Origin of the sequence: Rhizobium sp. P38BS-XIX, assembly GCF_012641435.1 — a bacterium.
GTDB lineage: Bacteria > Pseudomonadota > Alphaproteobacteria > Rhizobiales > Rhizobiaceae > Rhizobium.
Genome location: NZ_JABAIJ010000001.1, coordinates 539,197 through 564,845 on the forward strand (window position 1 = coordinate 539,197; position 25,649 = coordinate 564,845).

The 25,649-nt window shown below is 58.3% G+C and carries 21 protein-coding genes; 9 read left to right on the forward strand and 12 right to left on the reverse strand.

The genetic code is table 11. The features are described from left to right. Nucleotides 1–25 precede the first annotated feature (25 nt). The 5 genes from mce to HGP17_RS02610 all read left to right on the forward strand — a co-directional run bounded on the left by mce (nt 26) and on the right by HGP17_RS02610 (nt 4,874). Nucleotides 26–430 carry a methylmalonyl-CoA epimerase gene (mce, locus tag HGP17_RS02590; RefSeq protein WP_168805672.1) on the forward strand — a complete coding sequence of 135 codons (405 nt, stop codon included), beginning with the start codon at nt 26–28 and terminating at the stop codon, nt 428–430. 197 nt (nt 431–627) lie between these two features. Continuing rightward, nucleotides 628–906 carry a DUF1467 family protein gene (locus HGP17_RS02595; protein ID WP_168805674.1) on the forward strand — a complete coding sequence of 93 codons (279 nt, stop codon included), beginning with the start codon at nt 628–630 and terminating at the stop codon, nt 904–906. Nucleotides 907–1,521: 615 nt separating this feature from the next. Next, the gene (proS, locus tag HGP17_RS02600) at nt 1,522–2,844 is read left to right on the forward strand and encodes a proline--tRNA ligase (RefSeq protein ID WP_168805676.1); all 1,323 of its coding nucleotides are present in this window, start codon (nt 1,522–1,524) and stop codon (nt 2,842–2,844) included. A 21-nt stretch (nt 2,845–2,865) separates the two neighbouring features. Next, nucleotides 2,866–4,176, forward strand: coding sequence for a lipoprotein-releasing ABC transporter permease subunit (locus HGP17_RS02605; protein ID WP_168805678.1), 1,311 nt, complete (start codon nt 2,866–2,868; stop codon nt 4,174–4,176). A 14-nt stretch (nt 4,177–4,190) separates the two neighbouring features. Then, the gene (locus tag HGP17_RS02610) at nt 4,191–4,874 is read left to right on the forward strand and encodes an ABC transporter ATP-binding protein (protein ID WP_168808054.1); all 684 of its coding nucleotides are present in this window, start codon (nt 4,191–4,193) and stop codon (nt 4,872–4,874) included. 5 nt (nt 4,875–4,879) lie between these two features. On the opposite strand, the gene HGP17_RS02615 is transcribed toward HGP17_RS02610, so the two are convergent. Both HGP17_RS02615 and HGP17_RS02620 read right to left on the reverse strand, forming a co-directional pair. Then, a complete protein-coding gene (locus HGP17_RS02615) occupies nt 4,880–5,347 on the reverse strand; it encodes a DUF5680 domain-containing protein (protein ID WP_168805680.1) in 468 nt (155 codons plus the stop codon). 75 nt (nt 5,348–5,422) lie between these two features. Next, nucleotides 5,423–6,019 carry a hypothetical protein gene (locus HGP17_RS02620; RefSeq protein ID WP_168805682.1) on the reverse strand — a complete coding sequence of 199 codons (597 nt, stop codon included), beginning with the start codon at nt 6,017–6,019 and terminating at the stop codon, nt 5,423–5,425. A gap of 353 nt (nt 6,020–6,372) precedes the next feature. On the opposite strand from HGP17_RS02620, the gene dnaE reads away from it, so the two are divergent. Further along, entirely contained in the window at nt 6,373–9,867 is a 3,495-nt protein-coding gene (dnaE, locus tag HGP17_RS02625; RefSeq protein WP_168805684.1) for a DNA polymerase III subunit alpha, read from the forward strand. Between the two features lie 84 nt (nt 9,868–9,951). Here the strand turns inward: dnaE and HGP17_RS02630 are convergent, their stop codons facing one another. The 3 genes from HGP17_RS02630 to HGP17_RS02640 all read right to left on the reverse strand — a co-directional run bounded on the left by HGP17_RS02630 (nt 9,952) and on the right by HGP17_RS02640 (nt 13,935). Next, entirely contained in the window at nt 9,952–11,223 is a 1,272-nt protein-coding gene (locus tag HGP17_RS02630; RefSeq protein WP_168805686.1) for a L,D-transpeptidase family protein, read from the reverse strand. A 193-nt stretch (nt 11,224–11,416) separates the two neighbouring features. Beyond that, entirely contained in the window at nt 11,417–12,457 is a 1,041-nt protein-coding gene (locus tag HGP17_RS02635; RefSeq protein WP_168805688.1) for a GH25 family lysozyme, read from the reverse strand. 188 nt (nt 12,458–12,645) lie between these two features. Beyond that, nucleotides 12,646–13,935, reverse strand: coding sequence for a DNA polymerase IV (locus tag HGP17_RS02640; protein ID WP_168805690.1), 1,290 nt, complete (start codon nt 13,933–13,935; stop codon nt 12,646–12,648). A gap of 81 nt (nt 13,936–14,016) precedes the next feature. On the opposite strand from HGP17_RS02640, the gene HGP17_RS02645 reads away from it, so the two are divergent. Beyond that, the gene (locus HGP17_RS02645; RefSeq protein ID WP_168805692.1) at nt 14,017–14,595 is read left to right on the forward strand and encodes a GNAT family N-acetyltransferase; all 579 of its coding nucleotides are present in this window, start codon (nt 14,017–14,019) and stop codon (nt 14,593–14,595) included. A gap of 15 nt (nt 14,596–14,610) precedes the next feature. On the opposite strand, the gene HGP17_RS02650 is transcribed toward HGP17_RS02645, so the two are convergent. Both HGP17_RS02650 and HGP17_RS02655 read right to left on the reverse strand, forming a co-directional pair. Beyond that, nucleotides 14,611–15,258, reverse strand: coding sequence for a hypothetical protein (locus HGP17_RS02650; protein ID WP_168805694.1), 648 nt, complete (start codon nt 15,256–15,258; stop codon nt 14,611–14,613). A 2-nt stretch (nt 15,259–15,260) separates the two neighbouring features. Continuing rightward, nucleotides 15,261–15,569 (reverse strand): DUF3572 domain-containing protein, encoded by a 309-nt coding sequence (locus HGP17_RS02655; RefSeq protein WP_168805696.1) that lies wholly within the window; start codon nt 15,567–15,569, stop codon nt 15,261–15,263. Nucleotides 15,570–15,700: 131 nt separating this feature from the next. Here HGP17_RS02655 and HGP17_RS02660 point away from each other — a divergent pair, with 131 nt between their 5' ends. Both HGP17_RS02660 and HGP17_RS02665 read left to right on the forward strand, forming a co-directional pair. Beyond that, entirely contained in the window at nt 15,701–16,072 is a 372-nt protein-coding gene (locus HGP17_RS02660) for a response regulator (protein ID WP_007531841.1), read from the forward strand. 14 nt (nt 16,073–16,086) lie between these two features. Next, nucleotides 16,087–17,460, forward strand: coding sequence for a PleD family two-component system response regulator (locus HGP17_RS02665; RefSeq protein ID WP_168805698.1), 1,374 nt, complete (start codon nt 16,087–16,089; stop codon nt 17,458–17,460). An 801-nt stretch (nt 17,461–18,261) separates the two neighbouring features. Here HGP17_RS02665 and rpmG read toward each other — a convergent pair. The 5 genes from rpmG to topA all read right to left on the reverse strand — a co-directional run bounded on the left by rpmG (nt 18,262) and on the right by topA (nt 25,558). Next, on the reverse strand, nt 18,262–18,429 hold the full coding sequence (rpmG, locus tag HGP17_RS02670) for a 50S ribosomal protein L33 (RefSeq protein ID WP_003587245.1): 168 nt from the start codon (nt 18,427–18,429) through the stop codon (nt 18,262–18,264). 96 nt (nt 18,430–18,525) lie between these two features. Further along, the gene (locus HGP17_RS02675; protein ID WP_168805700.1) at nt 18,526–19,710 is read right to left on the reverse strand and encodes an MFS transporter; all 1,185 of its coding nucleotides are present in this window, start codon (nt 19,708–19,710) and stop codon (nt 18,526–18,528) included. A 306-nt stretch (nt 19,711–20,016) separates the two neighbouring features. After that, a complete protein-coding gene (locus HGP17_RS02680; RefSeq protein WP_168805702.1) occupies nt 20,017–20,472 on the reverse strand; it encodes a DUF983 domain-containing protein in 456 nt (151 codons plus the stop codon). 32 nt (nt 20,473–20,504) lie between these two features. After that, on the reverse strand, nt 20,505–22,892 hold the full coding sequence (rnr, locus tag HGP17_RS02685; RefSeq protein ID WP_168805704.1) for a ribonuclease R: 2,388 nt from the start codon (nt 22,890–22,892) through the stop codon (nt 20,505–20,507). Then, nucleotides 22,889–25,558: a type I DNA topoisomerase gene (gene topA, locus HGP17_RS02690; protein WP_168808056.1), complete on the reverse strand. Its 2,670-nt coding sequence runs from the start codon at nt 25,556–25,558 to the stop codon at nt 22,889–22,891. Before topA ends, rnr begins: the two co-directional genes overlap by 4 nt. Nucleotides 25,559–25,649 lie beyond the last annotated feature (91 nt).

Sequence of the window (25,649 nt, forward strand, 5' to 3'; positions counted from 1 at the left end):
TGGTCTGCTTGGGGAGGAGGGATCCATGCTTGGACGCATCAATCATGTCGCGCTCGCCGTTCCGGATATAGCAAAGGCCTCGAGCATCTATCGCGAGATGTTGGGCGCTGAATTGTCGGAGCCTCAGGCGCTTCCTGAGCATGGCGTAACCGTGGTTTTCGTCGAACTGCCGAACGGCAAGGTCGAGCTCCTCGAGCCGCTGGGTGAGACGTCACCGATCGCAGCTTTCCTCGCCAAAAATCCGGACGGCGGGATGCATCATATTTGCTATGAGGTTGCGGATATCATCGCGGCTCGCGATCATCTCGCTGCTGCGGGCGCTCGCGTCCTTGGAAACGGCGAACCGAAGATTGGCGCGCACGGCAAGCCGGTGCTCTTTCTGCACCCGAAGGACTTTTTCGGCACGCTGATCGAGCTGGAACAAGTGTGACACTAAAGCGCTGCATGGCGCTTTGAAAGTGTGCAGCTTTGCACCTATAAGCGATTTGGAAGAGGAAAGGGCAGACTTGCTCGTCTCTCGGCGCAACTGCGCCGATCATGCGAGACGGAGTTGTGCCCGCAATTGCAAGAATGCAGAGCTAAGGCGTTTCCAGTCTACTCGAAGACGGAACGTTCTAGGGGAGTGAAATGGCTCAACAGATCGTCGCGAGCTTCGCGGTTTATTTCGTCATCTGGTGGATTACGCTGTTTGCGGTCCTTCCTTTCGGCTTGCGCACACAGGCCGAGGACGATCATGTGCTGCTGGGCACTGTCGAAAGCGCGCCGACGAAATTCCGAGCCTGGCGAGTCATATTCTTCACGACGTTGGTATCGGCGATCTTATACGGCGCCTGGTATATCGCCTCGCATTACTTCGGGCTCAGTATCGACTCCATCCCGAAGATCGTTCCGGACTTCGACAAGTAAAGGCTGGCACCAAGATTGGGGAGGGGTGCTAAGTATTGGCTGCCTCTGAATGGCCTTCCAGCCGTCACACGCCTGTCATTGAAATGAAGCAAAGAACTAGCGAGTATCGCTCGTTTCACAATGGTGTCGCGCTGCCGCAAATGGCTGTCCGTTGAAGATGATCCAGAGTGAAAAGCAAAAAAAAACAAGGCTATAAGCCTTGTTTTAAAGTATCGCGTGATCCTTATCCGTTACCGGGGCAGCGAGCGAGCGCGCCTAAGATCTGATCCTCCCAAGACTTGACCGCGAAACGACAAGAATTTAACCTTCCTGCCTCTTTTGTGAGCTAAAATTAGCTCAAAGATTGGGCTTTGTCATCCTTTTTTTTGCTTTTTTGTTACAGTCGCGCAGAATTTTTCTGTTGACAGTTTTTCGCCGTAAATCCTTATAAATGCCCATTTTTTTGAAATCATTAAAATAAGCGCTATCGCCTGCATTCACAGGCGTTCGTCAAGTCTGCCTCTTGGAGAATGCGGGTTTCCTTCCTTCGCCGAAGCAGTTATGAACTGCCTCCAGTACATAATTTGCTAACGATTCCGCCAAGGGCGGATTGTCAAACCATCTGGAACAAGCGTCATGCGTCTGTCTCGTTACTTCATGCCCATTCTGAAGGAAAATCCTAAAGAGGCTGAAATTGTTTCCCATCGGCTCATGCTGCGTACAGGCATGATCCGCCAGCAGTCGCAGGGCATTTATTCTTGGCTGCCACTTGGCAAGCGCGTGCTTGACAAGGTCAACAAGATCATTCGCGAAGAACAGAACCGCTCCGGTGCCATTGAACTCTCGATGCCAACATTGCAGTCGGCCGAGCTCTGGCAGGAAAGCGGCCGTTACGACGCCTATGGCAAGGAAATGCTGCGCATCAAGGACCGGCAAGACCGGCCCATGCTGTACGGCCCGACCAACGAAGAAATGGTCACTGACATCTTCAGGTCCTACATCAAGTCCTACAAGGACTTGCCGTTGAACCTCTATCATATCCAGCTGAAGTTCCGTGACGAGATTCGTCCGCGCTTCGGCACCATGCGCTCGCGCGAATTCATGATGAAGGACGCCTATTCCTTCGATCTGACGCAGGAGGGCGCAGTCCACTCCTATAACAAGATGTTCGCGGCCTATCTGCGCACCTTCAATCGTCTCGGTCTGCGGGCAATTCCCATGCGCGCCGATACCGGCCCGATCGGTGGCAATCTCAGCCATGAATTCATCATTCTTGCCGACACCGGCGAGTCGGAAGTGTTTTGCCACAAGGATTTCGTCAATTTCGACATCCCCGGCGAAGACACGAATTTCGACGATGTCGCCGGTCTGAAGGGCATTTTCGATAAATGGACCTCGGTCTACGCCGCGACGTCGGAAATGCACGACGAAGCTGCTTTCGACGCTATTCCCGAAAGCGATCGCTTGTCCGCACGTGGCATCGAGGTCGGTCATATCTTCTACTTCGGTACGAAATACTCCGAGCCGATGGGTGCCAAAGTTCAGGGTCCCGACGGCAAGGAACACGCTGTCCACATGGGATCGTACGGTATTGGGCCTACACGCCTTGTTCCCGCCATCATCGAAGCATCGCATGATGAGAACGGAATCATCTGGCCGGCTTCGGTTGCGCCGTTTGATGCCGTCGTGATCAACATGAAGGCCGGCGATCAAGCCTGTGACGATGCATGCGAAACGGTCTATGCCGCGCTTATGAAGGCTGGCAAGGACGTGCTGTATGACGATCGTGACGAGCGCGCCGGAACGAAGTTCGCAACAGCCGATCTGATCGGTGTGCCGGTTCAGATCATCGTCGGACCGCGTTCGATCGCGAACGGCGAAGTGGAAGTGAAAGACCGCAAGACAGGCGATCGTGAAACGATGACGGTCGAAGCTGCAATCAAGCGGCTGGCAGGCTGATACAAATAGGATGGAAGGCGAATGGCGGTGAGCGCGGCAGTGGAACAGCAGGGAAAATCGTTCAAGGCCAACCCATCGTCTCGCCCGTTTTCCGGATTCGAACGGTTGGTCGCCTGGCGCTATCTTCGCTCCAGGCGTAAGGAGGCCTCGATCTCCGTGATCGCAGGCTTCTCGCTGGTCGGCATCATGCTCGGCGTTGCCGCGTTGATTATCGTCATGGCGGTCATGAACGGCTTTCGTGCCGAGCTTTTCAAGCAGATCCTCGGTTTCAACGGCCACGTCGTCGTGCAGCCGATCGACTCGCCACTCAATGACTATGCCGAATTGGCCAAGAAATTCGCGGCGGTTCCTGGCGTAACCATGGCCCTGCCGCTGGTCGAAGGCGAAACGCTGGCGTCCGGACGCGGTGGCTCCGGCACCGGCGCATTGGTTCGCGGCGTCCGTCCTGAAGATATGACCAAGCTCAAGACCGTGTCGGATCATATCGTCTCCGGCGATATGGTCGGCTTTGCCTCGGGGCAGGGTGTGCTGGTGGGAACACGTCTCGCGCGGCAGCTGGGCTTGACCGTTGGCGATCAGATCACATTGACGGCGCCTGATGGTGACGTCACGCCGTTCGGCGTCAACCCGCGCGTCAAGGCGTATACGATTGCCGGCCTCTTCGAGGTTGGCATGTCGGAATATGATTCCTCCGTCGTCTTCATGCCGCTGGAAGAATCGCAGGTCTTCTTCAATGCCGAAGGCATCGTCGAGAAGATCGAGCTTTTCGTCAGCAATCCAGACGATGTCGATGAATTGAGGCCGAAGATCGAGGCCGCGGCCGGCCGCCAGGTGTTCCTCACCGATTGGCGGCAAGTGAATGAGACCTTCTTCTCCGCTCTGCAGGTCGAGCGCAACACCATGTTCATGATCCTGACGTTGATCGTGCTCGTCGCCGCGCTGAACATCATCTCCGGCCTGATCATGCTGGTGAAGGACAAGGGAAGCGATATCGCGATCCTGCGCACCATGGGTGCGACCTCCGGCGCGATCATGCGCATCTTCTTCATGACGGGCGCAGCCATCGGCGTCGTCGGCACGCTCGCTGGCGTTTTGCTCGGCGTCGTGGTGTGCCTGAATATCGAATCCATCCGCCAGTTCTTCTCCTGGATTTCAGGCACCGTGATATTCAATCCGGAAGTCTATTTCCTGAGCAAGCTGCCGGCCGAAATGAACATGAGTGAGACCATTTCCGTCATCGTCATGGCGCTCACGCTCTCCTTCCTTGCCACGATTTTCCCGGCCTGGCGTGCCTCGCGGCTCGATCCAGTGCAGGCGCTGCGCTACGAATAAGGAATCCACATTTGATAAAACGCAACGTCGTCCTCCAGCTCTCTGGCGTGGAGCGTCATTACGGGCAGGGTGAGACGCAGTTGTCGATCCTGAAGCAGGCCGATTTTTCGCTGCGCAGCGGCGAAATCGTCGCACTTGTCGCGCCTTCGGGCACGGGCAAGTCGACGCTGTTGCATGTGGCTGGCCTGCTGGAGCATCCGGACGGCGGCGAAGTGCTGATCAATGGCCAGGCGTGCGAAGGCCTCTCCGACGACAAGCGCACGGCTGTGCGCCGCAGCGAAATCGGCTTCGTCTATCAGTTTCATCATCTGCTGCCCGAATTCTCGGCGCTTGAAAATATCATGATGCCGCAGCTGATTTCCGGCCTCTCTCGCAAAGATGCGAGCGAACGCGCCGCTCAGCTTCTCGACTATATGCGCATCGGTCACCGTGGCGATCATCGCCCTGCTGAACTCTCCGGTGGCGAGCAGCAGCGTGTCGCTATTGCCCGCGCAGTTGCCAATGCACCGCTGGTGCTGTTGGCCGACGAGCCCACAGGCAACCTCGACCCGGCAACGGCGCATTATGTTTTTGACGCGCTGGAAGCGCTGGTGCGCCAATCCGGTCTTGCGGCGCTGATCGCTACGCACAATCACGAGTTGGCAGCCCGAATGGATCGCCGCGTGACACTGAGCGAAGGCAAAGTTGTCGAGGTCTGATCTCTTTAGGGGATGATCAGGCCGCCACGATAATCCAGCTCGTAAGCCCTGCGTTCGCTGACGACGATAGCTTCGTAGCCGCTGAAATCATGGCAGTCGCCGATGTTTTCATCGACGTAAAGCCCGTAGGCATGCTCGAACTCGAAACCGCCGAGAAATCGTTTTTCGTCAAGATAGAGCCGCAGCAGGGCCGACTTGATCACCATGCCGGCGCGTGTCCCGTCGATGAGATCGGGCTCGATGATATGGCCGAAATAATTCATCGCCCAGACCGGCTCGTCATCATGCCAAACAAGTTCCTGCCCGGCAAAATTCCTGCCGCCGAAATAGCTGTCGAGATAGCGCCAGCGGCCGCTGACATAGCCGATATCATGCGATCCGCTTCGGCAGGATGCCAGTCTCTCGCCATCGCCGACATAGGTCTCGGCTTTGGCGACGACAATAAAATCGTTCAGCGCGGCAAGATCCGGCATGTCCCTCTCCAAATCTGGTGAGCGGGAACATTGCCATTGGCGGCAGATTTTGTAAAGAACAAAAAGAGAACAGGCTTATTCCTGGCTGTTCCCGCAAGCTTTCTGGCCGAGGTCGTCGTTCCAGTCTTGAATGCTGACGGTTCGCGCATCCGCCTTCAGCGTCTTGCCGTCTTTTGTCACCTTGCCGGTCAGCACATTGTAATCGCAGCTATGGCTGTCGTCCGGTGCGAGCGTATCGACAGACTCATAGGTATAGCCGGCGACGACGAAGGTGTTGTTGCGATATGCCAGCGTCAGCGTCTGGTGCCAGCGATCCCGGCCGATGGCCTCATTCTGAGAGGTGATCGCGATCGAGCCGTTTGGCAACGCCGAGATCGATGGCTCTTGTCCATAGATGCCATCCGGCGACGCTCTGCCCCAGATCTTGTCCGGAGCGCTTGCGGCCAGCTTCAGCAAGGAATGTTGGTTATCGCGTAGATAGATATAGACGCCAATGGAGGTATCGGCGTCGGCGCCCTGCGCGGGGGCTACCAAAAGCGCGAGGTCCTGATCACCATCCTTGTTCCAGTCGCCGATCGCGGCATCGACGATGCGGCTTGGCGCAATGGCGTCCTCGGCATGGACGGCGGTTGCGAGCGAAAGAAGAATGAGAACGCAGCCAAGTGATTTCATCGAGATCTCCCCTTTGCTTCTGCATAGCGTCGTGTCGCGGCCGCGTCCATTCAGGCTGAAAAGTAGGGTGATGAAATTTATTGATGCATCTATTGACTCTCGAACAAAAATAGAACAAAAAATAAACATAACGAGTAAGGAGCGCGTAAATGACCGATATCATTCGAGACGTTGCAGCATTGACCTCCATCGTCATGTTTGTTGCCAGCTTTTCCCTGATCATGATGGCGATGTAAGTTTTATCCCCCGTTTGCACATGCTGTTCCCATTTTTGATGGGGGCAACTTATGGACTTTATGATCCGCAATGCTGAGAATGACGCCGATTCATATGAGCATGCGGAAGGGTTTAAAATGGCGGACAAGGGTGGCAGCGGCGCAGTAGCGCCGCTCGGCGAAATGCCGGAATTCGTGCACCTACGGGTTCATTCCGCCTACTCTCTGCTGGAGGGTGCATTGCCCCTTAAGAAGGTCTTGGCCAAGGCTGCCGGTGACAGCCAGCCGGCCATTGCGATTACCGATACCAACAATCTGTTCGTCGCCCTGGAATTTTCCCAGAAGGCGATGGATGAGGGATTGCAGCCGATCATCGGCTGCCAGGTATCTATCGACATGGAAGATGGCGGCGAGGGTGAGAAGCGGGGACCGCAGCAGGCATTGGCGAAGCTGCCATCTATAGTTCTGCTTGCCGCTACCGATCAGGGATACGAACGCCTGGTCGATCTCGTCAGCCGCGCCTATCTCGGCGGCGAGGGCAATAGCGCCGTTCACGTCACCAGCTCCTGGCTGGACGAAATCGGCACGGACGGCATGATTGCGCTGACCGGCTCCTTAAGCGGACCTGTCGACATGGCTTTGAAGGAGGGGCATGCCGCCCAGGCGCTCTCCCGGTTGCTGACGCTGAAGCGCCAGTTCGGCGACAGGCTCTATGTCGAATTGCAGCGCCACGGCACCTATGATCGCCGTCATGAGCAGAAGATGATCGCAATGGCCTACGAGCATGACATTCCGCTCGTCGCGACCAATGAGGCGTTCTTCCCGACGCGCGATGATTATGATGCGCACGACGCGTTGATGGCCGTCGCTCATAACGCCATTGTTTCTGACGATACACGCTTTCGTTTGACGCCGGATCACTATCTGAAGAGCCGCGCCGATATGGCGAAGCTCTTTGCCAATCTGCCCGAGGCGCTGCAGAACACCGTCGAGATCGCGAGGCGTTGCTCGTTCGTTTTGCAAACGCGCAAGCCGATCCTTCCACGCTTCACCGGTGCCACCGATGATGCGGAAGAGGCGGAGCGTGCCGAGTCGGCGGAGTTGCGCGCCCAGGCGGTCGAAGGCCTCGACCAGCGTCTCGCCTCGCTCGGCATGGCGCCGGGCTACGAAGAGAAGGAATATCGCGACCGGCTGGAATTCGAGCTCAGCGTCATCGAGCGCATGAAGTTCCCCGGCTACTTCCTGATCGTTGCCGACTTCATCAAATGGGCCAAGCGGCATGATATTCCCGTCGGCCCGGGCCGCGGTTCCGGCGCGGGTTCGCTGGTCGCCTACGCGCTGACTATCACCGACGTCGATCCGCTGCGCTTCTCATTGCTGTTCGAACGCTTCCTCAATCCGGAACGTGTTTCGATGCCGGACTTTGATATCGACTTCTGCCAGGATCGGCGCGAAGAGGTGATCCGCTACGTGCAGGCTAAATATGGCCGCGAGCAGGTGGCGCAGATCATCACCTTCGGTTCGCTTCAGGCACGCGCCGCTCTTCGCGACGTCGGCCGTGTGCTGGAAATGCCCTATGGCCAGGTCGACAAGATCTGCAAGCTGGTGCCGAACAATCCCGCCAATCCGACGCCGCTCAGCAAGGCGATCGAGGAGGAGCCGCGTCTTCAGGAAGAAGCGGACAAGGAGCCGGTCGTGGCGCGCCTGCTGGATATCGCCCAGAAGATCGAGGGCCTATACCGCCACGCTTCGACGCATGCCGCCGGTATCGTCATTGGTGACCGACCGCTGTCGAAGCTGGTGCCGATGTATCGCGATCCGCGCTCTGACATGCCGGTCACCCAGTTCAACATGAAATGGGTGGAGCAGGCGGGTCTCGTCAAGTTCGACTTCCTTGGCCTGAAGACACTGACGGTTTTGAAGACGGCCGTCGATTTCGTCGCCAAGCGCGGCCTCACCATCGACCTCGCCGGCATACCGCTCGACGACAAGCCAAGCTACGACATGCTTTCCCGCGGCGAAACGGTCGGCGTGTTCCAGGTGGAAAGTGCCGGCATGCGCAAGGCGCTGATCGGCATGCGGCCGGACTGCATCGAGGACATCATCGCGCTCGTGGCGCTTTATCGCCCTGGCCCGATGGAGAATATCCCGGTCTACAATGCCCGCAAGCACGGCGAAGAAGAGATCGAATCGATCCACCCTAAGATCGATTACCTCCTCAAGGAAACGCAGGGCGTTATCGTCTATCAGGAGCAGGTGATGCAGGTCGCCCAGGTGCTCTCGGGTTACTCGCTTGGCGAGGCCGATCTTCTGCGCCGCGCCATGGGTAAGAAGATCAAGGCCGAGATGGACCAGCAGCGCGAGCGCTTCGTCGATGGTGCCATCAAGAACGAGGTTTCGAAGGGGCAGGCGGACGTTATCTTCGACCTTCTCGCCAAGTTTGCAAACTACGGCTTCAACAAGTCGCATGCAGCCGCCTATGCCATCGTCTCCTATCAGACCGCCTATATGAAGGCGCACTATCCGGTGGAGTTCCTGGCGGCGTCGATGACGCTCGATATGTCCAACACCGAAAAGGTCAACGACTTCCGCCAGGATGCCAAGCGTCTGGGTATCGAGGTCATCGCACCTTCGGTGCAGACCTCGTTCCGTCATTTCGAGACCGGCGACAACCGCATCTATTATGCGCTGGCGGCCATTAAGGGCGTCGGCGAATCCGCCGTCGACCACATCGTCGAGGTGCGCGGCGATCAGCCTTTCGCGGGTATCGAGGATTTCTGCCTGCGTATCGATCCCAAGCAGATCAATCGGCGCGTACTGGAAAGCCTGATCTGCGCCGGTGCTTTCGATTGCTTCCAGATCGATCGCGCTCAGCTGATCGCCGGCCTCGACCGCGTCATGGGCTATGCGCAGGTGGCACAGGAAAACAAGCGCAGCGGTCAGCACGATATGTTCGGAAGCGCAGCCTCCGGGCCGGAAAAGATCGTATTCCCGCCGTTCACGCCCTGGCTCGCTTCGGAGCGGCTGCTGCGGGAATTCCAGGTGCTTGGCTTCTATCTGACGGCGCATCCGCTCGATACGTACAAGGGCGTGCTCGACAAGATGCGCGTGCAGCCTTTCGCCGATTTCTCCGCCGCCGTGAAGCAGGGCGCGAGCAACGGCCGCCTGGCGGGCACTGTCATTTCCAAGCAGGAGCGCAAGACGCGCACTGGCAACAAGATGGGCATCTTCGTCTTCTCCGATGCCTCGGGCCAGTTCGAAGCCGTGCTGTTTTCGGAAACGCTCAACCAGTACCGCGATGTTCTCGAGGTCGGCAAATCCTTCGTCATTACGGCTCAGGCGGATGAGCGGCCGGAAGGCATCAGCCTGCGTCTGCAGACGGCACAGTCGCTCGAGGAAAAATCGCTGCAGATGCAGAAGGCGCTGCGCGTCTACGTCCGCGATTCAGGGCCGCTGAAGGCTGTGGCCGCCCATCTGAACACCAAGGGCGATGGGCTCGTTTCCTTTATCGTGATCAAGGAAGAGGGGTCGCGCGAAGTCGAGGTCGCATTGCCGGACAAATATCGTATCACGCCGGAAATCGCCGCCGCATTGCGAACGGCGCCCGGCGTCATCGACGTGGAGCTTGTCTAGAGCAAGCAACGCAAAGGCGCAGAGCTACTGTCTTTGGGAATAAGGATAGAGCATTTCTGCCGCCACCGTTGGTGCGGCGATGCTCTAGCCCTTTTTGCCCAGTGCGCCATTGTTGGTGATGGTGATGAAGTCGGTCCCGCTGCCGGTTTCCGGCCCGATACCCGTGTCGGAAATCGTCAGCGATGAGCCCGCAGTCAGCAGGTCCTCGATGCGGTGGCGGACATCGTCGGGAATGGTGATGCGGCCAAGCGCCTGTCCTGCCGCGTCCAGCGATTGAGACTGCTCCTCGCTGGAAATCCCGAGCCGCTTTTTGGTATCCTTGCTGAGTTCTTCTTCCAGCGTCATTCCAAACCAATCGGCCTTGCCGCTGATGCGATCGATGGAGTTGGCGGTGAAGAAATGCACGCCAAGCGCCTCCTGTGGTTCGCCGATAATGGCGGGACCTTCGAAGAGCGGCTTGAAGTTCTGTCGCACCATGATCGCGCCATTCGGCGGTTCGCCCTTGCCGGCCGCCGTATAGACCGCCTTCATCAATGCCGGGCTGACAAGGCTGCCGGTCGCCTTGATGTCGTGAGCCTTCTTGAAATCCTCGATCGCCTGCACTGTGGAGGGGCCGAGCATGCCGTCCGGTGTGCCGGCCATGAACCCCATGCCATTCAAAATGCCCTGAAGGTCACGCACATTTTCGCGCAGACCACGTCGTGTGATGAGGATGCTAAGCGGCGCGGGATCGGCCGGAGGGGCAAGCGTTGTTTGTGCCGACGGGATCTGGATCGAGGTGACGTCGTTCGTTGCGACCTGCACCGTCTGACCCTCGGGCATGAAGCTTGCCGTCGTGGGGCGCAATTCGATACCGGAGAACAAGGCCGGTGGCGGTGCCGCCAGCGGCTGGAACAGCATCGCGTTCTGGAACGGTTGCGGCACGAGTGGCTGATTGGCGATTACCACATGCACGCCGCGCTCTGTCATCTGATAGAGCATCTTGGCAAAGGCTTTCGGCATGCGCACGCAACCATGCGACGCCGGATAGTTTGGCACCGAGTTGGATTCATGCAGCGCAATACCTGACCATGTCAGGCGCTGCATGAAGGGCATGGGCGAGGCCGAATAGAGATTGGACTCGTGATAAACCTGTTTTTCCAGGATCGAAAAGATTCCGCTCGGCGTCGTATGACCGCGTTTGCCGGTCGAGACCTTCGATGTCGCGACGACCTGATCGCCATCGTAGACGGCAAGCGATTGCCTGTCTTTCGATACGACGATCTGCAGGGTGCGGGCATCGGGCGCCGCAAAGGAAGGCTGCGAGAGGGCGGTAGCAGAAAGCAGCCCAAGCCCAAGCAAGAAAAATGGCTTCATAGACACAACCAGAACGCAATACTCGTGATGATGAAGGTTAGACTTGGAAGTTTAAGGAAGACTTTCTGAAACGGCGCCTGTTTCTCCTACGCATGGAAAACAGGATCAATTCGCGTGATCGTGATCGTTGAGGTAAACAAAAAGGCAGAGCGTATGCCCTGCCTTTCCAATTTTCGCGTCCTGGTGGGAGGCGTCAGCGAACGCTGGAGGCAACCCAGTTGTGCCAGTCCTGCTCGCTGCCATGAAATGCGTTCAGGTCGATCCTGCCATCCACGCCGTGAGAGACGCCGGAGCCGGAATACTGCCAGAACAGCCATCTGCGGCCGGGATAGACCTTGGAAGGATGTGCAGCCACGGAGCGCAGCCAGAACGGATAGTTCAGCAGCTCCCCGCTCAGATTATCCTTGTAGAAATCAGGTGCGGTATAGACGATGGGGCGCTGACCGTAGTGCCGCTCCAGCTTGTCCATGAAGACCTGCATCTTGGCGAGAACCTGCTCGCGCGACGGGCGACGCTTGCAGCTCGATTCGCCATTCCACTCGACGTCGATGACAGGCGGCAAGGCGCCGGCTTCTTTCGGGACGTTCCGGATGAACCAATCAGCCTGTTCGCCGGCCGTGCGGCACCAGTAGAAGAAGTGATAGGCGCCGTGCTTCAGGCCCGCCTGCTGGGCGGCGCGCCAGTTCTTCTTGAACATGGGGTCGAGATGATCGCCGCCATCCGTTGCTTTGATATAAACGAAGTTCGCACCCTGGGTGCGCAGCGTGTCCCAGTCGATATCGCCCTGCCAGCGCGAGACGTCGACGCCGTGTACGGCCAGCTTCCGGGGCGAAGTGGTCGTCCCGAAATTGATCGGCTTGGCATCGCGGAACTGATGGGAATAGATCCGCATCGGCTGCTGGCGCAGAGCGCGGGGAATCGGATTGTCGGGAGAGAGCATTGCGAGAGGCCGTTGCAGCGGCACCGGCACGCCATCCTCGCTCTGGTCGGACTGCAGATAGGTCGCCGATCCGAGACCGGCAGGCAATGAGGTGGCAAGAGCCTGCTGCCGCTCGACGCGCGATACCGTCTCGCCAATTTCGACCGACGGTGTCGGCGATTGGCTCTTGGTGATCGAAGCGGTCATTTCTTTCGAAGGCGCGCTGGACTGCGCGGCTTCGCGCTCGCCTCTGGCGGCGCAGCCCGATATCGTCAGGCAGGCAATAAGGATGGTCGATACAGCCGATAGACGCATAGGAACCCGTACGCAAAACACACCGGATGGCGCGTTGGGCCATCCTGAACTCACAGAGATCAAGTCCTAATGGAAATTTACCAAAAAAGATTGAATCCGAACTTTCTGTGCCAATAAATCGCGTCTTCAACGCAGAAATTCGTTGAGGCCAAAATATCATCTTTCGGTGTCCGGGCAGCAAGTATTTGTTATTTATTGCGTTTTCCGCCGAAGGTGTAGCCTGTCTCGACGGTCTTGTTGCCGAATTTTTCCCGCAGCTTGTCCATCGCCGCCTCCGCTGCGGCGCGCCGCGTTGCCTGTTCGTCGATCAAATCGGGCGGATCGGCGCGCGCGTCATCGCAAAGATCCGTCACGCCGATGCCGATGAGACGAAATTTCGTGCCATCCGTTTCGGGTTCAAGCAGCCGTAGGCCGGTGCGGAAAATGCGGTCCGCAAGTTGTGTCGGATCCTCCAGGCGGCGATTGCGCGTTCGGCTCTTGAAGTCCGAAGTCTTCAGTTTCAGCACGACGGTCTGGCCGGCAATCTCGCTGCGCTTCAGCCGCCGTGAAACTTTCTCCGACAGATCCCGCAGAATAGGCACCAGGTCGTCATAACGAGAAATATCCTCGAAGAAGGTGGTCTCCGACGATACACTCTTTGCCGCTTCGTTGGGATGCACGGTGCGATCGTCGATCCCGCGTGACAGCCGGGAAAGTCGCTGGCCGATCACGCCGTAACGGCGCATGAGATCGCTTTCTTCCATCGCCTGCAGCTGACCTATCGTGCGGATGCCATCGCTCTCGAGCGTTGCGGCAAAGGCTTTGCCGACGCCCCATATCGTCGTTACCGGCCGGGGTTCCAGAAAGGAGAGAGCCTCCTCGCGGCCGATGACGGAAAAGCCACGTGGCTTTTGCAAGTCGGAGGCGACCTTGGCGAGGAACTTGCAATAGGAAAGGCCGACCGAGATGGTAATGCCGATTTCCCGCTCGACGCGGCGCGCGAACTTCGCGAGGATCCGCGCCGGCGGATCATGATGCAGCCGCTGGGTGCCATCCAGTTCGAGAAAGGCCTCGTCGATCGAAAGTGGCTGCACCAGCGGCGTCAGCTCTTGCATCAGCGCACGAACCTCGCGGCCGACGCGGACATATTTTTCCATGTTCGGGCGAATGACCGTGGCATGAGGACATAATTCCAGCGCCTTGAACATCGGCATCGCCGAGCGCACCCCATGGATGCGCGCGATATAGCAAGCCGTAGAGACGACACCCCGCTTGCCGCCGCCGATGATGACTGCCTTGTCGGCAAGGTCGGGATTGTCCCGTTTCTCGATCGAGGCATAGAAGGCGTCGCAATCGATATGCGCCAGCGTGAGAGCATAGAGCTCGCGATGATAGACCAGGCGAGGGCTTCCACAGGCCCGACAACGCGTCCGCCCCGCCGATTGCTCGCTCAAGCAATCGCGACAGAAACCGGAAGTCTGATCGGGTCCAGAGATCATCGAATGAGAACAAAAATTGAACATCGCCACTTTATGGTCTAACTTCGCGAGTCTCAAGCGGCAAAGCGCAGGGAGGCGGGCATGGACGTTTTGAGTGCACAACCTTTGACGCCGGATCGTTGGGACGATTTCGAAAGGCTTTTGGGTCCGAGCGGCGCCTGTTACGGCTGTTGGTGCACGCATTTCCGTATTCCAACGTCGCAACGCAAGACGATGGATGCCGAAGACAAGAAGAGATTCATGCGAGAGCGGATCGCTGCCGGGCCGCCACCGGGCTTGCTAGGCTATATCGACGACCGCCCGGTGGCCTGGGTGCAGGTCGGTCCACGTCTGGAACTGCCGCAATGGAATTCGGTGAAGACGGTCTCTCGTCCGCTTGATCCTTCGGATGGGGAAGATCGCTCGGTCTGGGCGGTCAGCTGCTTTTTCATGAATTCCGGCGACCGAGGCAGAGGCTATAGCCATCATATGCTGTCAGAGGCGGTCAACTTTGCCAGGACCTCCGGTGCGCGCCTGCTGGAGGGCTGTCCGATCGAGCGGACAAAGCAGTCGAAATCAGTCGGGCTCTACGTTGGCTCGCAACGTATATTCGAAGCGGCCGGATTTTCCGAGATCGCCAAGCGGAAGGACGGGCGCCCGCTGATGCGCCTCGTCCTGTGAGATCGGTGATTGGTTTCAGCCGGCAATATGAGCGCGAAGCAGGGGAGCCGCCTCACTCCATTCGTTCGCTTGCGCAATGCCGGCCGGGGTCGCCGGTGCCATGCGATGGACCACCGAGTCCGGCTTCAAATTGATCAGGAGGCAATCGGGAACATGCTCGCCGACCGAATGCAGATTATGGGCCATGTCGTCCACGAAAACGACCGGCAAGGTGCGCCTCGCGTGCAGCGATCGAACGATCGGTCCCTTCGGCTGCAGCGATGCGAGCAGGGGATAGGCAAGGCCAAGCCGATCGAGAAGGCGACGTCTCTGCTCCCAGAATTGCGGCGGCATGGCGGTCAGGAAAACGATATCCGCGTCCTTGGAAAAATCTTCGAGTGTATCGACGACGCGCTCGAAGGGAGTTTGCCACTTTTCCTGCGCCTCGAAAAAAGCGTCGATCAGCCGGTGGACATCCTTTTCCTCGATCGCCGTCCCATTGAGCTTGGAAATGATGTTGCCCGTCAGCCGGAAGGATCGTGGCAGGAATTCATGCCCTTCGCTATCGAGGAACGTCAGGAAAGGCGCAAAGAAATGCAAGACGACATCGTCGACATCGCAGACGATCAAAGGCCGGTCCTGAAGGCGGATGTGCGATGTATCGAATTCGAGCGGAGCATCCATGATCAATATTCTCCGGAGGCGAGGCCAGGCGGCGAGAAATGTGCCGATGCTGCAGCGACGGCTTCGGGCGAGATACCGCTGGCTTCGCAAAAGGCCAGCAATGTCGGCTCATGGTTCATCAAAAAATCCAGCATGCCCGAGAGAAAGGCAGGCTCGTTGATGGCGTTGCGCACTTGCGCCGGCTCGACGCCGGTCAGGGCCAGAAAACGTCCGAACATATCGGGGTCGTTGGCCAGCCAGCCGAGTACGGCGATGGCCGTCTCTTGCGGGTCTGTTGCGCTCTTCTTGGGGTTCTTGAAGTTACTTTGCATTTTGAAGGGTCAGTTACCTATTTTTCAACCAAATCCCGGTAGCGTGCGATTCAAGTATTTGTGGAATCGGTTCCTCGCGACCCTATATTTCGAGAGAATGGATGCAATACCGGATGCAGGGACAGCTCTCCATGCCTAAGCAGGTAATGATTGTAGAAGACAATGAGCTGAATATGAAGCTCTTTCGCGATCTGATCGAGGCTTCCGGCTATACGACGATCCAGACCCGAAACGGGATGGAAGCGCTTGATCTTGCACGCAAATATCGTCCGGATCTGATCCTGATGGATATCCAGCTTCCGGAAGTTTCGGGACTTGAGGTCACCAAATGGCTCAAGGAAGACGATGATCTGCATGTGATCCCAGTGATCGCGGTGACCGCCTTTGCCATGAAGGGTGATGAAGAACGTATTCGCCAGGGCGGATGTGAAGCCTATGTCTCGAAACCGATTTCCGTGCCGAAATTCATCGAGACGATCAAAACCTATCTTGGCGACGCCTGAGTAGGGGAAGAGTTATGACAGCGCGCATTCTGGTCGTTGACGATATTCCAGCCAATGTGAAGCTTCTAGAGGCGCGTCTGCTTGCCGAATATTTCGAAGTGCTGACGGCCGAAGACGGTTTCAAGGCGCTTGCCGTTTGCGCCCAGGCGCAAGTCGATCTCATTCTGCTCGATATCATGATGCCGGGCATGGACGGGTTCGAAGTGTGCGAGCGCCTGAAATCCGATCCACGCACCGCACATATTCCCGTGGTCATGGTAACGGCGCTCGATCAGCCGGCCGACCGCGTACGCGGCCTGAAGGCTGGCGCTGACGATTTCCTGACCAAGCCGGTGAACGATCTTCAGCTTATCTCTCGCGTCAAGAGCCTGCTGAGGCTGAAGACGCTGAGCGACGAGCTCTCCATGCGCAACGAGACGGCGCGCAATTTCGGCATCGACGATCTCCTGCGCACCGGCGACGGCCGTGCGGAGGAAGCGGGTCATGTGCTGCTGGTCGATGGCCGCGGCAACTCGCAGGAGCGAATCATCCGGACATTGAAGCCGATCGCCGAGGTCGTTGCCATGTCGGATCCTCAGGCGGCATTGTTCGAGGCTGCCGAGCGGTCGTTCGAACTCGTCATCGTCAACGCGAATTTTGAAGACTACGATCCGCTGCGGCTCTGCTCACAGCTTCGCTCTCTCGAGCGCACCCGCTTTTTGCCGGTCCTGCTCGTCACAGAGCAAGGGGATGACGATATGATCGTTCGCGCGCTGGATCTCGGCGTCAACGATTACATCATACGTCCGATCGACCCGAACGAGTTGGTGGCGCGCTGCCTGACGCAGATCCGCCGCAAACGCTATAACGACCGCCTGCGCGCCAGTGTGCAGCAGACGATCGAGCTTGCCGTCACCGATCCGCTCACCGGCCTCAACAACAGGCGCTATCTGGATAACCACCTCAGGATCCTGTTTGATCGCTCCGTCGCGCGGCGGCGTCCGCTTTCCGTTGTGATTGCAGACATCGATCGCTTCAAGCTGGTAAACGACACGCACGGTCACGACGCTGGCGACGAGGTTCTTCGGGAGTTTGCGAGCCGTGTTCGCTCCGCAGTGCGCGGTGCCGATCTGGCCTGCCGTTATGGCGGCGAGGAATTTGTCGTTGTCATGCCGGACACATCAGCCGAAATCGCGGCTGCGGTCGCGGAGCGCCTGCGCGCGGCAGTAGAAAATACACCGGTGCGACTTCGCGACGGCAATGTCTCGCTTAACATCACCGCGTCCTTCGGAATCGCCTCCTCTTTTGGAGCGGTTGAGTCGCCTGAACAGCTGATGAAACAGGCGGATCTGGCTCTTTACGAGGCAAAAAGGGCGGGGCGAAACAGGGTTGTCGCTTCAGCCGCCTGATCAAAAAATCATTTAACGCCTAACGAATTCCAATGAATATCGAGGGTAATCGCCAAGATTTGTGCCAAGAATAAACATCTTTAATCTTGAATGCGTTACCGAAAAATCCATCCCCAAGAAATTCATGCTTCTTGAAAATTTACTTGGGAATCGTAAGAGAATAAAGCCGATCTGACTATCTATCGTATGTATTGGTTATTTTATGCTCTGAAAATGCATAGTTTTTCCATGATTTTTGAAGAAAGTCGAACGTAGACTGTGTATGAATTGAGAGAGATTTGCGTTTGTCCGGTCTCTTAAGTATCTGTATTTGGATTTTGCCAATAAGGAAGCCGTTGTTCGTTTTCTATTGAGTTGTATTCAATTTTTAATTATCAATTCTACATGGGACTTCTACGGCCCAAAACGTGAATTTTAACCATTCGAGTAGACCGGTAGTTTTTATCATTAAGAATTTGTTGATTTTCTTTCGATTTTGCGCAAGTTTAGTCCCGTACACAGACAACCCGTATGGGTTTCGGGATACCCCATGATGCTCAGGTCCGCCGCATCTCCTGGGTCGTGGGGTCGGCCGGCTGGCAAGCAAAAGAGAACGGTTCCTCGTGCCGTTTTGCAGGCTAGCCGGCCCCCAATTCTAAACGCCGCTCTTCGTTTTTCGAAGGCGGCGTTTTTCTTTTTCAGCCGTATTGGGAGCGCGTTCCTCAGCGATGTGCAATCGGGTTTTGCGGATAGCTTACAGGCCAAAACAAAAAAGGCGCTAGCTGATTAGCTGCGCCTTTTGTAACTAGAAGTTTAGGAAACTTACTTAATCTTCGTTTCCTTGAACTCGACGTGCTTCTTAGCAATCGGGTCGTACTTCGTCTTCGTCATCTTGTCCGTCATCGTACGGCTGTTCTTCGTCGTGACATAGAAGAAACCGGTGTCGGCCGTCGACAGCAGCTTGATCTTGATGGTGGTAGCCTTGGCCATAGTCGTCCTGCCTTTAATAAAAATGAACGCCGTGGACGGCCAGTGCGGAGGTCCACGGCGAATTCTGGCGCGAAAATACAAATCGCGCTCGAAAAGTCAACCTCTGTTGCCCATGAAAAGCACGCGTATCCCCGAAAGCAGGACATAAAGGCCGAAGAAAAAGGCCACAGCCCAGGCAAAGCCGCTGGGGTTGGCGAGATCCATTGCCGTGCCGATCATCGGCGGCCCAAGAACCATGCCGATAGCGTAGCAGAAAACGAAGGCCGCATTAGCCGCAACGAGATCGACGCCTGTTACCCGCGTGCCCATATGGCTGAGGCCGACGGTGTACATGCCGGACACGCAGCCGCCCCAGAAGAGCAGGATGACCGCGAGGATGATCCAGTTCGACGAAAGCAAGGGCAGCAGCAGCGCACCGATAAGGCCGATAATGGCCATGATCGAGAGCAGGGGGCGTTTGTCGCGCAGGCGGTCGGCCAGCAGCCCGAGCGGGATCTGGAAGACGAAATTGCCGACGCCCATGACCGTCAACAACAAGGCTGCCTGTGATTCGTTGAAGCCCAGCCGCGTCGCATAGCTGGTGAACAACGATCCGCCGCCGACGGTGACGGCGCCGAACACGAACACCGCTGCTGTCGCTGTCGGCACGAGGAAGATGTAGCGAACGAAATGCAACTCGGGCTTCTCGTCGACGATCGGGCTCTCGTTGCGGGCGATGAAGATAGGAATGGCCGCTGCCAGAATGATGCAGGCGCCAATGATGAAGGGCATGATGCCTTCGCTGCCGACCACAGAAAAGAGTAGAGGGCCGGCGGCAAAGCCCAACGAAAAGACCGTGGAGTAAAGGCCGAGCACGAAGCCGCGCTTGGAAGGCGGCGAGGCCGCATTGATCCAGAATTCCGACAGGATGAATAGGGTTGTCGTCGCACCGTGGAAGATGATGCGCAGCGGAAACCAGAGGAGCAGGTTTTCCGCATAGTAGAAGCCGAGCGAGCTGAGCGCAGAGAGCACCACTGCCCAGATCATCGTCTGCACCACGCCGAAGCGATGCGCGAGCTTGGTGGTGATGGTCGCAGCCAGCATCGCCGCAATGCCCATCATGGCCGTATTCAGCCCGATCAGGCTCGAGGAGACGCCGCGCTTCTCGAGGATGATGCTGAGAAGCGGCAGGCCCAGTCCGATGGCGATGCCGACGGCGGATACGGATGCAATGGCTGCGACGAGCGAGGGCCAGTGGATCTCTTCCACCTGGCCGAGCTTGCCGTTCGTCGGTTCAGGCATAAAAGCATCCTTGGAGCATGTGGCGACCGAATCGATCGGGACTGGATATATAGAAAGGCACGGCGCGGCCAAATTCAGGTGACGGGTCGGCTCTCATGAGATCGGTCATATCCCCCAGAATGATCCTTTCGACGCCCGGCATGTTCAGACAAGAAACTTTGTCCGTGTCAAGCCGTCGGGAGGTGAGAGGCTCCATGGAACTACGAATATATCGTGAATTCACGCCGATCCTCGTCAAAGGTGGTATCAGTTCAGGGAAGGTCCTGCCCACCTTGCGGTCTGGCCGAGTTGAGTGGCGTGTGGATATCACGACCGACCGTTTCCCTGATCCCACTCGTCCGGTGTGTCGTCATGACCGCCGAAACCATGCATTCGCAAGGCCCATTGCAGACCAATCACTCCACCCTTGATCGGCTGTATCATCGCAAGGGCGGCGATGATTGTGACGGCCCCCCAGATAACCAGATGCGCCCAGAGCGGCAGTTTCACCGTCATGTCGGTCATCATGTAGCCGCCGACAACGATGTGACCTAGAACGAAGATCACGAGGTAAGGCGGTAGATCGTCAGCCCGCTGATGGAAAATCTCCTCACCGCAGACTGCACAGCGATCCACCGGCTTCAGGAAGGTGCGGAACAGTTTGCCCGTTCCGCAACGCGGGCAGCGATTGAGCATTCCACGAGAAATCGAGCGTCCGACCGGGCGCTGGTTTTCGTCGGCGCCGCCATAGCGAATGGGAGAATCGGATGGGTTGCCCGTCATGAACGCTCTTCCTTCTTGCCGGCGGCCGTCCTCTATCGGCGGCCGCGCGGCGGTCTCGTTCCAGGTGCCTTGCGCCCCTGATTCTTGTTCCGCCGGGTCGCTTTGTGAAACGAGCGTACCCCCGTTGGCATCTGCCGCCCCTCGCTCAGCATCTCGAAGCGCAGCGCGCCTGCAAGCGGCACAGCTTCCGCCAACCGCACCGTCACATCATCGCCGAGCCGGAAACCAAGGCCCGTCTTTTCTCCGGTCAATGCCTGATGCGCTTCATCGTAGATGAAGTAATCGGTGCCGAGCGTAGATATAGGGATGAAACCGTCCGCACCATAGTCGGGCAGGGTGACAAAAAGTCCCGACTTTGTGACGCCACCGACGCGCGCCTCGAACTCCGCGCCGACGCGTCCGGCCAAATGATGGGCGATCAAGCGGTCGACCGTCTCGCGCTCCGCCGCCATGGCGCGACGCTCGAATGTCGAGATCTCCGCCGCGATATCGTCGAGCGAAGCCTCTTCGTCCGGGGTAATCCCACCTTCGCCAAAGCCAAGTGAGCCGACCAGCGCACGATGGACGATCAAATCCGCATAGCGGCGGATGGGGGATGTAAAGTGCGCGTATTTCATCAGGTTCAGGCCGAAGTGCCCGATATTGTCCGGGCTGTAGATTGCCTGGCTCTGCGAGCGCAGCACCATCTCGTTGACCATCGTCTGATGCGGCGTGCCCTCGGCTTTCGCCAGGATGCCGTTGAAGCTGTTGGCTCGCACATTGCCGCCCTTGGCGAGCGTGATGTCGAGCGTCGCCAGGAATTCGCGCAGGATCTCCTGCTTGGCGAGCGTCGGGCCGTCATGAATGCGGTATATGAGAACCTGCTTCCGCTTCTCCAGCGTTTCGGCAGCAGCGACGTTCGCCTGGATCATCATCTCCTCGATGAGCTTGTGCGCATCGAGGCGAGGCGGCACAAAGACGCGATCGACTGTGCCATCCGGCTTCAGCTGGATCTTGCGCTCGGGCATATCAAGCTCGAGCGGTTGGCGTCGGTCTCGGCCCTTCTTCATGATGTGGTAGGCGTGCCAGAGCGGCTTCAGGATCGGCTCCAGCATCGGGCCGGTCTTGTCGTCGGGCTGGCCGTCGATTGCCGCCTGCGCCTGCTGGTAGGAAAGCTTGGCCGCACTCTTCATCATGATACGATGGAAGGTGTGACCGGCCTTGCGGCCTTCCTTGGAAAAGATCATCCGCACGGCGAGGGCAGGGCGATCGACGCCTTCTTTCAGCGAGCAGAGATCGTTGGAAATGCGCTCCGGCAGCATCGGGACGACGCGATCGGGGAAATAGACCGAATTGCCGCGCTTGAGAGCTTCGCGATCCAACGGAGAATGGGGCCGCACATACCAGGAGACATCGGCGATGGCGACGGTGACGATCACACCGTCCGGATTGTCCGGCGATGGGTCCATTTCAGCATAGACGGCGTCGTCATGATCCTTGGCGTCGGCCGGGTCGATGGTGATCAGCGGCAGGCTGCGCCAATCCTCGCGGTGCGACATGGTCGCAGGCTTGGCGGCATCGGCCTCTGCAATGACGGGAGCCGGAAACACATGCGGGATGCCGTGCGCATGGATGGCAATCATCGAGATCGCCTTTTCGGACGCAACGGAACCGACAACGGACAGGACCTTGGCGCGCGCCAGACCGAAGCGGCCGAGGCGTGCGACTTCGACCTCGACCAGATCGCCGTCCTTCGCTCCGCCGGTGTAGTCCGGATCGATCACCATTTCCTCGCCACGCCGCTCGATAGGCATCAGCCGACCGCCGCCACCTGGCGTTTCGCGGAAGACGCCCATGGAGGCGCCTTGGCGCTTGTCGATCACCTTGATGATACGCGCCGTATAGGATGGACCGCCGCGATCCACGGCCGGGAAGATTTTCGCAAGGATGCGATCGCCCATGCCGGCAACCGGAGCCTTGCCCTTGCCGTTGCGGCCAGCGGGAGAAGACGATTGCTTGACCATCACAGCCGGCGCGACACCGTTTTCGTCGGCCCATTCGGCGGGGCGACCGATCAGCATGCCGTCCTTGTCGCGCGTGGTGATATCGAGAACGGCGATTGGCGGCAAAGCGCCGGGGCGGATGAGCGACTTGCGGCTCTTCTGCACCATGCCTTCTTCTTCAAGCTCGCGCAGCAGGTTCTTCAGCGCGACGCGGCTTTCACCCTTCAGGCCGAAGGCTCTCGCCAGCTCACGTTTGGACGCCTGTTCCGGATGATCGGCGATAAAGCGCAGGATCACCTCGCGCGGCGGCAGCTCGCCATGGATGATCGCCATCATCGGCTCGCTATCGCCGCCTGCGTTGCTTGCCTTACCGGCGCGGCCGGCTTTGCCGGAGCGCCGCTCCGACGATGGAATCCTGCCGCGTGGTTCTCTGCTCACTCTGCACTCTTCTTTTTCGCTGCCGTCTTGGCCGCCGGCTTCTTTGCAGCAGCCTTCGGCTTGGCGGTTGTTTTCGTCGCCTTCGCACCTGCCGCCGCGGCCTTTGCCTTGGCGGGTGCCTTCTTCGTCGTGCCGCCGCTCTTGCCGGCCTTGGCCACGATCAGGGCGAGAGCTTCCTCGACGGTGATGGCTTGCGGATCCGTACCCTTCGGCAGCGTGGCATTGACCTTGCCCCAGTTGACATAGGGGCCGTATTTGCCGTCGCGGACGGTAATCAAGCCGCCGCCGTCTGGATGCTCGCCGAGATCCTTCAAGGCCGTGGGCGTGCCGCCGCGTGCCCTGCCGCCCGCCTTGTTCTGCTTTTCGGCAAGAACGGTAACAGCGCGGTTCAGACCCACGGTAAAGACATCCTCGACACTCTCGAGATTGGCGTAGCTGCCATCATGCAAGAGGAACGGCCCATAACGGCCGATACCGGAAGAGATCATCTTGCCGCTTTCCGGATGCTTGCCGATATCGCGCGGGAGCGAGATCAAGGCCATCGCCTTTTCGTAGTCGATCTCCTCGGGCTTCCATCCCTTCGGCAGCGAGGCACGCTTTGCCTCTTTGCCGTCGCCACGCTGAATATAGGGGCCGAAACGGCCAGAACGCAGCGTCAGCTCTTCGCCGGTGACGGGATCCGCACCGAGCGCCTTCGGCTCGTTCAACCCACTGGATTCGGCCTCTGCGCCGCCTTCGGAGGAAAGCTGGCGGGTGTAATTGCATTCCGGATAGTTCGAGCAACCGACGAAGGCGCCGTATTTGCCGAGCTTCAGGGACAAATTGCCCGTGCCGCAAACCTGGCAGATGCGCGGATCGCTGCCGTCCTCACGCTTCGGGAAGACGAGCGGCGCCAGAGCCTCGTTCAGTGCGTCGAGGACATTGGTGACGCGCAGTTCCTTGGTATCTTCGATCTGGGCAAAGAAATCGCTCCAGAAGTCGCGGAGCACGTCTTTCCAATTCAGTTCACCTGCGGAGATGCGGTCGAGCTTTTCCTCGAGATCGGCGGTGAAATCGTATTCGACATACTTGGTGAAGAAGCTTTCGAGGAAGGCTGTGACCAGCCGACCCTTTGCCTGCGGCAGAAGCTTGCGCTTGTCGATGGTCACATAGTCGCGGTCACGTAGGGTCGCAAGCGTCGCCGCATAGGTGGAGGGACGGCCGATGCCGAGCTCTTCCATCTTCTTGATCAGCGATGCTTCCGAATAGCGCGGTGGCGGCTCGGTAAAATGCTGGGTCGAGTTGATCTTCTGCTTGGCGAGGTTTTCGCGCGCATTGATCTCCGGCAGGCGGCCGCCTTCCTCGCTGTCGTCGCTCTGCTCGCCATCTTCTTTCTGGTCGGTATAGGCGGCGATGAAGCCATCGAAACGAATGACGGAACCGACGGCGCGCAGACCGGCCATCTTGCCGCCATTGTCGGCGAGAATTTCGACGGTCGTGCGCTCGATTTCAGCCGATGCCATCTGGCTGGCGATGCCGCGCTTCCAGATCAGATCGTAAAGCCTGAGCTGGTCGTCATCAAGGAACTTGCGGATGCGATCAGGCACACGATCAAAATCGGTCGGACGGATCGCCTCGTGCGCTTCCTGGGCATTCTTTGCCTTGGTGGAATAGAAGCGGGGCTTTTCCGGCAGGTAACGGTCGCCGAACTGATTGGCTATGGCGCGGCGCGACGCATCGATCGCTTCCGGCGCCATCTGCACGCCGTCGGTACGCATATAAGTGATGAGACCGACCGTTTCACCGCCGATGTCGACGCCTTCGTAGAGCTTCTGCGCGACCTGCATGGTGCGAGACGCGGAGAAGCCGAGCTTCGAAGACGCGGCCTGCTGCAGGGTCGAAGTGGTGAAGGGCGGGCTCGGATTACGCTTGACCGGCTTGGCTTCGACGGTGTCGACGAGATAGGACGCGCCTTCCAGCAGAGCCTTCAGCCGGCCGGCATCTTCGCCATTGCTGACGGCGCGCGGCGGCAGGCGCTTGCCATCAGCCGAGACCAGGCGTGCCTCGAATTCGTCACCGCGTGGTGTCTTCAGGATGGCCGAGAGATTCCAGTATTCCTCGGAGATGAAGCGCTCGATCTCGGATTCACGATCGCAGACGAGACGCAACGCCACGGACTGCACGCGGCCGGCCGAACGAGCGCCCGGCAGCTTGCGCCACAGAACTGGTGATAGGTTGAAGCCGACAAGATAGTCGAGAGCGCGGCGGGCGAGATAGGCGTCGACCAGCGGCACATCGATATCGCGCGGGTCGGCCATCGCATCGAGCACGGCCTTCTTGGTAATGGCGTTGAAGACGACGCGCTTGACAGGCTTGCCGTTGAGCACGCGCTTCTTGTTAAGAAGGTCGAGCACATGCCAGGAAATTGCTTCGCCTTCGCGATCCGGGTCGGTCGCGAGGAACAGGCTGTCGGAGGATTTCACCGCATCGGCGATGTCCTTCATGCGCTTTTGCGAAGCGCCATCGACTTCCCACAGCATTTCGAAATCCTGATCCGGCAGCACCGAACCGTCTTTGGCGGGCAGGTCGCGTACATGGCCGAAGGAAGCAAGAACCTTATATCCGGGTCCCAGATATTTGTTGATTGTCTTGGCCTTGGCAGGCGATTCCACCACTACTACATTCATCATCAAGTCTCTGAATACGAGGTCATGCCGATAAAAGGCACTTGAGAAACCGGGCTTTTCCGTGTTCCCGGCTTTCCGACATGGACAGGGA